At 69.8% G+C, this 517-nt stretch carries 1 protein-coding gene; it reads right to left on the minus strand.

The genetic code is table 11. From position 1 onward, the window contains the following. The coding region (locus IH13_RS45370) for a hypothetical protein (RefSeq protein ID WP_234433488.1) at nucleotides 1–318 on the minus strand (318 nt) is incomplete at its 3' end. Between the last annotated feature and the right edge of the window lie 199 nt (nucleotides 319–517).

Genomic DNA, 517 nt, shown 5'->3' on the forward strand with positions numbered 1-517 from the left:
GGCGCCGCCGATGTCGGTGCGGGCGTAGGCGAGGTTCTTCTCGGACCGGTTGAAGACGATCCCCGGGACGAACCCGCCTCCGTCGATCCGGGCGTTCTTCCAGGTGTAGGTGTCCGCCGCCGTGGACCTGTCTCTTATACACCGGAGCGCGCCACGGCCGGGCCACCGGCGATCGACAACCCGACGGTCAGGGCGAGCGCCGCCACGAGGGCGGCGAGGGGTCTGGTGCTTGAGCGCACGGAAGCGTCCTCTCCGAGCTGGACCGCCACGGAGGCGGTGGGGGGACAGGGCACACAGGTGGGAGCGCTCCCAAGACATCGCGATCGTAGCGTCGCCCCGTTCCCCGGGTGAAGAGTCGTGCACACGTTTCATCGGATGAATGCGTCGGCGATCACGGAGAGGGCAGCAGGCGGCCCCACCGGTACGCGTACACGTCCGGCGGGGGCCTTGCGGGACCGTCCTGGCTCAGCTCGATCCGCTGCGCCGTCCGCCGGGCCTCGGCCTGTCTCTTATACAC

Origin of the sequence: Streptomyces sp. NRRL WC-3549, from assembly GCF_000721935.1 — a bacterium.
Taxonomy (GTDB): Bacteria; Actinomycetota; Actinomycetes; order Streptomycetales; family Streptomycetaceae; genus Streptomyces.